Annotated in this window: 8 protein-coding genes and 1 pseudogene; 2 read left to right on the top strand and 7 right to left on the bottom strand. The window is 60.5% G+C overall.

Going from position 1 to position 9,339, the window contains the following annotated elements; all coding sequences use genetic code 11:
- Together HPO_RS09500 and istB are read left to right on the top strand one after the other, a co-directional pair.
- A pseudogene (locus HPO_RS09500) lies at positions 1-277 on the top strand (IS21 family transposase); the annotation flags it as partial.
- Positions 267-1,049, top strand: a complete 783-nt coding sequence (istB, locus tag HPO_RS09495) for an IS21-like element helper ATPase IstB (RefSeq protein ID WP_035597557.1) — start codon at positions 267-269, stop codon at positions 1,047-1,049. The pseudogene HPO_RS09500 and the gene istB, both read left to right, overlap by 11 nt.
- Positions 1,050-1,321: 272 nt before the next feature.
- Here the strand turns inward: istB and cas2 are convergent, their stop codons facing one another.
- From cas2 to HPO_RS09460, 7 genes are read right to left on the bottom strand one after another with little or no spacing between them, the layout of a single operon-like run.
- Complete coding sequence (gene cas2, locus HPO_RS09490) at positions 1,322-1,612, bottom strand: CRISPR-associated endonuclease Cas2 (RefSeq protein WP_035597555.1); 291 nt, start codon at positions 1,610-1,612, stop codon at positions 1,322-1,324.
- Positions 1,613-1,621: 9 nt separating this feature from the next.
- Positions 1,622-2,662 carry a type I-C CRISPR-associated endonuclease Cas1c gene (cas1c, locus tag HPO_RS09485; RefSeq protein ID WP_035597553.1) on the bottom strand — a complete coding sequence of 347 codons (1,041 nt, stop codon included), beginning with the start codon at positions 2,660-2,662 and terminating at the stop codon, positions 1,622-1,624.
- Complete coding sequence (cas4, locus tag HPO_RS09480) at positions 2,659-3,360, bottom strand: CRISPR-associated protein Cas4 (protein ID WP_051612490.1); 702 nt, start codon at positions 3,358-3,360, stop codon at positions 2,659-2,661. Before cas4 ends, cas1c begins: the two co-directional genes overlap by 4 nt.
- 8 nt (positions 3,361-3,368) lie before the next feature.
- Complete coding sequence (gene cas7c, locus HPO_RS09475; RefSeq protein ID WP_035597550.1) at positions 3,369-4,322, bottom strand: type I-C CRISPR-associated protein Cas7/Csd2; 954 nt, start codon at positions 4,320-4,322, stop codon at positions 3,369-3,371.
- Entirely contained in the window at positions 4,319-6,079 is a 1,761-nt protein-coding gene (gene cas8c / locus HPO_RS09470; RefSeq protein WP_035597547.1) for a type I-C CRISPR-associated protein Cas8c/Csd1, read from the bottom strand. The genes cas7c and cas8c overlap by 4 nt, the downstream gene beginning before the upstream one ends.
- Positions 6,076-6,774 carry a type I-C CRISPR-associated protein Cas5c gene (gene cas5c / locus HPO_RS09465; RefSeq protein ID WP_035597544.1) on the bottom strand — a complete coding sequence of 233 codons (699 nt, stop codon included), beginning with the start codon at positions 6,772-6,774 and terminating at the stop codon, positions 6,076-6,078. Before cas5c ends, cas8c begins: the two co-directional genes overlap by 4 nt.
- A gap of 7 nt (positions 6,775-6,781) precedes the next feature.
- The gene (locus tag HPO_RS09460) at positions 6,782-9,082 is read right to left on the bottom strand and encodes a CRISPR-associated endonuclease Cas3'' (RefSeq protein WP_206742145.1); all 2,301 of its coding nucleotides are present in this window, start codon (positions 9,080-9,082) and stop codon (positions 6,782-6,784) included.
- Between the last annotated feature and the right edge of the window lie 257 nt (positions 9,083-9,339).

The raw sequence follows: 9,339 nt of genomic DNA, 5'->3' as shown, positions 1-9,339 counted from the left end.
TACGCCGGGCGGTGACCGGGAAATGGTCGAGATCCTGGCGCTGGTGTTGCAGCACGATGAGGACGCGGTTCTGACGGCCGTGTCGATGGCGCTGGAAGCAGGCGTTGCGACCAAGACCCATATCCTGAACCTGCTGCACCGGCTGGTCGATGGCAAACCCATCAGTACACCGCCTGTGACGGCGCCGCAGGCGTTGCGCCTGGCCAGTGAGCCACAGGCCAATGTTGATCGCTACGACACGTTGCGTGCAGCCGGGGAGACCCGTCATGCGTCATGACCCAGCAAGCGGCGCGATCGTCGTCATGTTGCGCGGCCTGAAGATGCACGGGATGGCGCAGGCCGTCACTGATCTCATGGCTCAGGGCTCGCCCGCGTTCGAGTCGGCAATCCCGATGCTGTCCCAGCTCCTGAAAGCCGAAACCGCAGAACGGGAAGTGCGGTCTGTGGCCTACCAGCTTAAGAGCGCCCGGTTCCCCGCTTACCGCGACCTTGCGGGCTTCGACTTTGCCAGCAGCGAAATCAATGAAGCCCTCGTCCGCCAGCTTCATCGCTGTGACTTTATCGATGTGGCCGACAATATCGTCCTGGTCGGCGGTCCGGGCACCGGCAAGACGCATATCGCAACGGCGCTCGGCGTACATGCGATCGAGCACTATCGACGCCGTGTCCGGTTCTTCTCAACCGTCGAGCTGGTCAACGCACTCGAGCAGGAAAAGGCTCAAGGGCGAACCGGTCAGATCGCGAACCGTCTGATCCACTCCGATCTCGTAATCCTCGACGAGCTTGGCTACCTGCCGTTCAGCGCATCAGGCGGCGCGCTCCTGTTCCATCTGCTGAGCAAACTCTACGAGCGCACCAGCGTCGTCATCACGACCAATCTGAGCTTCAGCGAGTGGGCCAGCGTGTTCGGCGATGCGAAAATGACAACCGCGCTGCTCGATCGCCTCACCCATCACTGCCACATCCTCGAAACCGGGAATGATAGCTTCCGGTTCAAGAACAGCTCGGCGCAGAAACCGAAATCGAAAAAGGAGAAGGCATCATCTTGACCCGGAAATGAAACCCGAAAGATAGTGAAAAGGCGGGTCAGTTCTCGATGGAAATCCCGGGTCAGTTCTCAGCAGAAATCAACATTACCTCCAAGAAAACAAACAACAATAGCCAAGTCGTGCGCGAACCGCGTCGCTTTGCCGGCATTCGCCGCGGCAGAACGCCGTGAATCTCATAACTTTCCGCTAGTTTTCAGCAGGTTGAACCAAGCGCGAACCTGCCGGCCGAATGCGGCACGCTTATGGTTCGCGCCACTCCCATTAAATGGTAGTCAGAAGATCAGCGGACCATTCAAATCCTGCGCGGGCTTGGCCCCGACATGCTCGACGCGCCGCTCCCAGTTTGATCCGAGATAGTAATACCGCAGACTGTCCTCTGCCGAATCAATTTGCGCCTCCAGTCTGGTTTTCAGCCGGACCCATTGGTGAGGATCCACCTCGATCTCAAACACCGAATACTGCACCCGCTGCCCGAAGTCCTGGCATGACTTTGCGATCCGCCTCAGCCGCCGTGCGCCCCCCGGCGTCGAACTACGCACATCATAGGTTACCAGCACCATCATGACACAGCCTCATTTCCAGAACAGGGGTGGGTAGCCGTCAATATCGCCGCGCAGGTGTCGCGCGAGGAGAAGCGCCTGCAGGTGCGGCATCAAACCGATCGGCGCGCGTTCCCCGACAAAATCGTGCAATCGCTCCTCCCGTTTGCGTTCCTGCCAGGCAGTCAGGACTGTCTTGCGAGCGTCATCGGATAGAAAGACAGCTCCGCTGTCGCTTGTCGTGAAGTCGCTTGCCCGCAGCTGCCGACGGTTGATAAGCGACAGGGCAAGCCGGTCTGCGAGCGCCGGGCGCAATTCTTCCACGAGGTCAAGGGCGAGGCTAGGCCGGCCCGGCCGATCCCGGTGCAGAAACCCAACTGCAGGATCCAGCCCAACACCTTCCAGCGCGCTGCGGCAATCATGCGTCAGTAACACATACAGAAATGACAGCAGCGCATTGACCGGGTCGAGCGGCGGGCGTCTCGACCGTCCTTTGAATGTCATCTCACCATCCGGCGAGCGGATCAGCTTGTTGAAAACGCTGAAATACAGCCGGCTTGCGTCGCCCTCATGGCCGCGAAGGGTGTCAATGCACGTAGCCTGAAGGATCGCGCCCCGCAGCATGAGTTCCAGCCGGCGGGCCGCTGCAGCAACCGCGTCGCGTGCCTCAGTCTGCATACTGCCGCCATGATCGCGCAATGCGCGCAACAACACACCTCTCTGATTGGCAAGCTTTCCGAGCAGGATGCTTCGGACGATCTCGACACCTGCTTCCGATTCCGCGGCGCGATACTGCGCGCGACGCAGCAGCACATTTCCAGCCGAGGGGCCTTCGATCCGTGCCTGAAACCGGCCAACGCGGTCGAGCAGCGCGATAGATATGCCCGCGCCCGCACAAGCGCCGATAAGAGCGGGCGATATGGAAATTGAGCCGAAAGTGACGATCGAGGAGAGCAGATGAAGCGGGGCCCGGCGGTCCGGCTCGTCATCGATGCGCGCAACGACATTCTCGCCTTCTTTGTGCAGGCTCGCCCATTCCGTGGTGACATACAGGGTATTCAGCAGTTTCTTCATGCACCCCCCTCACCGCCGCTTTCCCCACCCAGCGCCGCCGCCAGTGCACGCGCGCGCCATCCGAGGGCGGATTTTGCCACCAGCCTCGGACGGCAAAGCGCGCTGAGGGAACAGGCGCGGCAGAGCGCAGCGCTATAGACGGCGGGCGGCGTCCGCGCACTCGCAAAGACTTCCTGGAGTTTGCAGATCGTGCCTTCTGTCAGAGTCCGGAGTTCAGCATCAAAAGGCACAACCGTCCGCCGCCGCGTCTCGGCGTAGAAAAGCGCGCCTTCCGGCACGGGGCGACCCGTCATCTCCTCCAGGCACAGCGCCTGCGCGCAAAGCTGGGCTTCATCTGCCCTGTACAGCTTGGGCCTGCCGCGCTTGATCTCGACGGGATAGGGCGTCTCGCGGCCGTCAGGCGCCGCGCGAAACTCTACGAGGTCTGCCACACCGGCGATGCCGAGACGGCGGGACGCCAGGTGCAGGGCAGACACACGTCTGACACCCCTGACCTTCCGGCTTCCAGCTTCGTCTGAGGCCAGATGCAGGACATGCCCTTCGGCGGTCAGGCGGTTTTCCGCCCAGAGCCGCTCCAGATGGATCAGGGCGGCTTGCCGCAGGCAATAGACTGCGTGCTGGATTGCGGAGATGGGAATGGGCTCGCCATCTGCCTCGCTGCCGGCAAGTGCGCCGGCTTCGGGAGAAGGCGAACCTATGCCCACAATCACAGCCGCTCGATGATCTCGACACCCTCGGGCATGCCTTCGCGGTGAATCTGCACCAGATAGTCCGCATACTTCCGTGCAGGCGGCAGATTGCCGAGCCCTGCATCATCCGGGTTACGGAACTCCCCGCCAACATTGCGCCCGACATGGACACGGTCGAACAGGTCGTGCGCCTTTGCATTGCCCAGCGCACTGTCATGCTTGAATACGATCAGCTTGCGCGTTGCCATCTCGCCGCGCGCGGCGGATCGGTCATGCTCAAACATATTCTCCAGCGCTTCCATCAGAAGGCCAAGATCGTCATCGCAAAAGCCGGTGCGCTCAGCGAGCTTGGCCGAAATGAAGCCATGCGCCCGGTAGAGACCGTAAGGCACGATGTGCTTGCGGCCCATGGTGCGGTTGTCGCTGCGGGCGTCGCCATCATCGCCCTCCTGACGCTCCTTCTTTTCCTTCTCGTTAGTGGCCGCCATGCGGGTAATCGAGACTTCGGAAGGTACGATGGGCTCAATGGATGAGGCAAAGGTCATCTGCACAGGTCCGCGCACCTGTCCGCAGTTAACGCCCGTCGACATGACAGCCCCGAACGAACGAACGTCATAGAAATTGGCGCACATCCAGCCACGGAGCTTGTCCGCCTCCGTATCGTCTTTCGGATTGAGCTTTGCGTCCTTATCGACCTTGTCGTCGCCCGGACGGATCGCCCGATAACCCATACGGTGCCTATCGTTGAGGATCGAGCCGTCCTGGACGTAGATGTGGCGCCCGTCTGCACCGGCATGTGCGAGCTCGACATAGTTCCTTACCTTACGCTTCAGGCAGACATCCGAAACGAGGCCATGATTGGTCTCCGGATCAAGGCGCGGCAGATTTCCAGCGTCGGGATCACCGTTCGGATTTCCATTGGTGACGTCGAACAGGAGCACGAAATCGTAGCGGTTGGTGATGGTGGTCATTGAGCGGTCTCCGATGCGTCCTTGTCACTTGATTGGAAGAATGCGCTTCTCTGGTGGTAGTAACCGAGGCCGAACAGGGCCTGTTCCTGCGCAGACAGCGAAGCTGGAAATGGATCATCGGCCGGGCTGAGGCTCCCCATGATGTCGGACAGGGTACGCTCAAGCGTCACTTTGTAACCGGGTGCCTGTTTGGCTACCTTTGACAGGTGATTGGCCGAATTTCGGTCGATGGCGGAGAATACCTTTCGCGGCTGCGCCGATGCCGAGCCATAGAACTTGTCCTTGATCGTCGCATTCACGCTGCGTCCGAGCGCGGCTTCCTGTATGCGTTCATAGACGGCGAACAGGCGTCCCAGAAGGTAGCCTTTGTCCTTGAAGTCCGGGTCCAGTGCCACGGGTGTGTCCTTTCGTTCAAAGTTCCGGGTGAGAACGGCCTTGAGCAAGGCCGCGCGGAGCGCATTGACCTCTCCGTCGGCGCGGATGCGCATCAGCACGGTGGTGAGCAAAGTGAGCGGATAGCGGTTGCCGGTCAGGATTGCGCGCATCCATTCCCCAGCGAGATAGGGAGGTACGTTTTCGCGCTTCTTCAGGACGGCTGTTTCAACTAGGTACTGCCAGATGGGCGGAAACGGATTTCTCGGCGGTGGCTCGATATCCATGTCCGCCGTGAAGCGCTGGTAATTCCGTGCAAGGTCCGCAAAGTCGCTCTCAAACCAGAAGCGGATCGAAATCCGCGCCGCATTCGGCGCGAGGCCAAGGACGTAGAAACGAACTCCGGCTTCAAGCTGCGGGTCGAGTTCTCCCAATGGGCGGCCCTTACGCAGGCCTTCCAGCACGGCGCGGACCCTTTCGGACTGAATCCCTTCGTCAATCGAAGTGTCGAACCAGCCGCCATATGTCTCGACAGCCGCTTCTGCCGTCTCCGCATCCGACGCATCCGCCCAGAAGACCGTGGAGGCATCGCCGATCTGGATGCGATTCCGGCTGCCCTTCGCGAGGAAGGTGTTCAGCGCAGTCGTGTAGGCAAACGCAGCGGCTTCCGAGACGGGAGCATTGTCGCCCTGTGAGTGGCCATAGGATTCGTAGGAATCGTCGTTGAAGGAGACAAGCGCCATTTCACTCTTCCCGCCAAAACCGGACATACCCTTGATCGGCGGGTGAGTGCGGGCAATTTCTGAAGAAGCGCCGCTCACCAGACAAATCGCGGGTGCCGCGCTCTTACCCTCAACGGTAACCCACGAGAGCCTCACGCGTTCCCAGACCGACCTGGCAGCGGGGTTTTGGTGCAGGAAGTGATCCCGATAGCTGCCGGAAGAGGCGAACACGATTCCGCTCGTTGGCAGGTCGCCAGCTGGGAAGTGTCGAAGCACATCAGGCGGATCCCATTTGCGCAAAAAGGCACAGAAGGCTTCGATCTCAGAGTCTTTCAGATCGGATAGATAGGCCAGGTGCTTGTCGCGGAAGGCATCAAACCGCTTGTCGTTCTTGTCGGAGAGCTTTCCGGCGCCGAGCGAATAATTGATGTTGTCCCACAAAAAATTCGGACGCGGAGTCTGCCCTGACCTCTTCGGGCAAGCGGGTACAATCATGGATTCAGGATTGCGCTTCCCATCTATAGAGCGGTGGTCGACGACGTGAGCTACGTCGCCGTTGGGCGTCAGAATGACGCAGAAGCCAATCTTCTCGGTCGCATACCCGAATGGAGGCGCGTCCGGCAGGCGCTCATAAGCACGGGCGAGCGAAGCAAGGATTGTCATTTCAACACCTCCGCGGAGCCCGGCTGCGGCACACGCATTACGCCATCTTCCAGCCGGGCACGGAAAAACATGGACGGCTTGCCCTTCTCCTGATGGGCGATATCCCACAGCATTATGCCCAGATCGCGTGGCACGCCGAACCCAAGCTCGGGCGTGCGATGCGTGGGCTCCGCCTGCGGCAGGGGCGCAGAGGAATCCAACAGCTCAAACCGCGCATCGAACTCCCGCGTGCCAAGGCAGGGCTGGTGAAAACACTGCCCCCGCACGGCGCGGCGGTTGAACGTGTCGAGGTGCTTGCCTTCATTGTCATCCGGACCAGCCCTGGGCGTCATGACGAAATGTGCCGCGATGACATAGGCCACATCAGTCAGGATCGTGGCCGCGCGCTGCTGGCGGTCTTCGTCGGCGATCAGTTGGAGGCCCTCAAGGTTGCCACGATTCATCGCCTGCTTCACTGAACCGGCAGGCGCCTTGGAGCCAACTTCGTTGCGCCGGAGAGACTGAAACCGGATCGGCTTCAAAACGTGGATTGCGTCGACGACCCAGCTGATCGCCGGCTTCCAGTGGATCGCCTCGAGGATGCCGCGCGCGGCGGAAGGCGTCATCACGTCATAAGATACGCGTTCGACCTTCATTTCCGGCCGCGTGAAACAGGCCCTCGGGCCTGACACGAGCAGTTTCACACCGTATGTCATGTCGATCTCAGCTCCACATCAGGCTTTCGGTTGAAAGGAAATCCGCATCCTCCCAGAGCAGACCCGTCTCCGCTGTATAGAGGCCTGAGTCCGTCAGGACGCAAAACTGATCGCCGCGAAGGGCAGGATGTGCGAAGCCGGCGCGCCCATTGGAGACAAGGCGGGCGCGGGCACGGGGCGGAACCTGCACAATGTATGGCTGGAGATCGCGCGCGAGCCTGCCGGAAGATATGGCTTCGACCCCGAGCAGCCTGATCGCTTCGGCCGACTTATCATCGCGCTCGATGATCACCGGCACCATGCCGCTTTCGATCATACGGAATTTCTCCGCGGCCGTGCGGTAAGCAAAGTGCACGCCGCTGCGGTCCACAGGGCCAAGCATGTCAAGAATGCCTTCCCGGTCGAGCCCCTCCGGGCCGACACGCCAGTAGACCTCGCCGAAATAGTCCTCCATCGCTTCAGGCGAAAAGAGGTCAGGGTGCTTGCTGAGAATGCGGGACAGGTCACCAGTGAGATTCCTGATCTCGGGTGGTGGAGGAAAGTCCGGCGCCTCGAATACGGAAACGACACTGTCCCCTGGAGCGCGCCTACCCTCCCGATTGCAGCGGCCCGCTGCCTGCGCGATCTGGTCGAGACCCGCCGCCGCGCGCCAGACACGCGGGAAATCAAGATCGACACCCGCTTCCACCAGCGATGTTGCGATCACACGGCAGGGTAGTGTCTCACTGAGACACGACCTGACCCGAGTCAGGATCGCCTTGCGATCCAGCCCGCACTGCCGCGTTGAGAGGTGAACGAGGCCATCAAGCCCCGCCGAGACAGCCTCCCGATACAGCGCCAGCGCATGCTTGCGGGAATTGACGATGATCAGACCCTGATCGCGATCGCGAAGCTCCTTGATAAGGTCACCATTCGTCCGGTCGCCATCGAACTGGAGCGTGACACGGCGGAGCGCACACCCGAGCCGGGCTGGATCGGGAGCGAGTTCCCGCCCCTCAAGCTCCAATCCCAGCTGCATCTGCTTTTCCGATTTGGGCTTCGGAAAATTCCGGACGTCGAGCGCAGGCTGTGTCGCCGTACACAGGATGATTGTGCAGCCATAATTGCGCGTCAGTTCGTCGATCGCACGCATGCACGGCGCGAGCAGATGGCGCGGCAGGGTCTGCGCTTCATCCAGAATGATCACGCTGTGCGCAATGCTGTGCAGTTTCCGGCATCTGGACGGAAGCGCCGCAAATAGGCTTTCAAACAACTGAACATTCGTCGTGACGATAACCGGCGCGACCCAGTCCTGCATCGCATGCTGAACTCGGCGGATATTCTCATTCTCACTTGCGTCCGCCGGGCGGGCGCCCTCCTCATCGACAGCTGAATGATGCTCCAGCACGCCATCCTCACCAAAAATGTCGCGATAGATCGCAGCGGTCTGATCGATAATGGCTGTGAACGGCGCTACATAGATGATCCGGCGCAACCCATGCGCCCGCGCATGATCAAGCGCGAAGCCAAGAGATGCCAGCGTCTTGCCGCCACCGGTCGGAACCGTGAACGTGTAAAGCCCCGGCCCGCGCCCGGCCTGTGCGCGTGTGTGCGTGAGGATTTCGGCCCTCAGTTCGTTGACGGGAGTGTCCTGCTGGAAGCCAGCGATACGGCTCTCGAAGACTGCAATGACAGTCGGAAGTATGTCTTGAAGCGCGAGCCAGCCTCTGTCTGCATCCTGACTACCGGTGCGGACGCAAAACGCCTCAGCATCCTTGCGGTCAGCGTCGATAAGACATGAAAATAGCATTCGTCCGAGGAGTGCAAGCTGGAAGCCTCTGGTGGACGGATCAGGATTTGGCTTGATGGCAGGTGTGATCCCCTCAAAGTCCGGATTGATTTCGGATCGCCAGGCCGGATCAAGCGTACCCGGACCAAATCGCCGTATTCGGTCTTCAAGACTCGCTCCGGCTGCGGGCTCGCCGATCCGATCGGCAAGTCCGGCATGGTGTCCGGCGATGGCGTAGGCGATCAGCTGGCGAAAGATCAGCGTACCCGGCGTTGTGTCATTCCAGGCAAGCCAGGCACCCGCTGTGCTGTGCTCAGCCCGCACTCGGGGGTCTGTCAGTCGCTTCTGGAAGTCCGCCGAATACTTTCCAAGGTCGTGAAGAAGCCCGGCCTGTTCGGCGGCGCGTCGGATGCCGATGGTCTCCCCAAACACTCCCGCCCGTTCTGAAGCTCCCAGAAGATGCTCCCACAGGAGCTGCCAGTCTCTCTGCGACGCGTCTGACGTTGATCGGGCAAAGAACATCGGCGATTCATCTATCATAAGGAGAAAATTCAACACCGATTCTGGGTTCGGGACAACTCGTATTCAGCCCTGTCCATCAGCGATCGCGAATGCGCTGCGACTGGTGCTTATCACCTTAGCTCCCACGCTTCGCATGGCCGAGGAACTCTACCTGACAACCCCGGACGGATTCAGCACGAGGTTGCTGGCAAGGGCGCCCTCGAATGGCCGCCTAAAACATCGCTGAGTCGCTCAGTATTATCCGTTGTCAGACCAAAAATGCTGGACTGTTACTT

Origin of the sequence: Hyphomonas polymorpha PS728 (assembly GCF_000685315.1) — a bacterium.
Lineage (GTDB): Bacteria > Pseudomonadota > Alphaproteobacteria > Caulobacterales > Hyphomonadaceae > Hyphomonas > Hyphomonas polymorpha.
This window is presented reverse-complemented; position numbering and strand designations above follow the sequence as displayed.

What these genes read in the sequence shown, in the direction of transcription:
- istB (WP_035597557.1), top strand. Translation starts at nt 267, where the DNA reads ATGCGTCATGACCCAGCAAGCGGCGCGATCGTCGTCATGTTGCGCGGC.
- cas2 (WP_035597555.1), bottom strand. Translation starts at nt 1,612, where the DNA reads ATGATGGTGCTGGTAACCTATGATGTGCGTAGTTCGACGCCGGGGGGC.
- cas7c (WP_035597550.1), bottom strand. Translation starts at nt 4,322, where the DNA reads ATGACCACCATCACCAACCGCTACGATTTCGTGCTCCTGTTCGACGTC.
- HPO_RS09460 (WP_206742145.1), bottom strand. Translation starts at nt 9,082, where the DNA reads ATGATAGATGAATCGCCGATGTTCTTTGCCCGATCAACGTCAGACGCG.
- cas5c (WP_035597544.1), bottom strand. Translation starts at nt 6,774, where the DNA reads ATGACATACGGTGTGAAACTGCTCGTGTCAGGCCCGAGGGCCTGTTTC.
- cas8c (WP_035597547.1), bottom strand. Translation starts at nt 6,079, where the DNA reads ATGACAATCCTTGCTTCGCTCGCCCGTGCTTATGAGCGCCTGCCGGAC.
- cas1c (WP_035597553.1), bottom strand. Translation starts at nt 2,662, where the DNA reads ATGAAGAAACTGCTGAATACCCTGTATGTCACCACGGAATGGGCGAGC.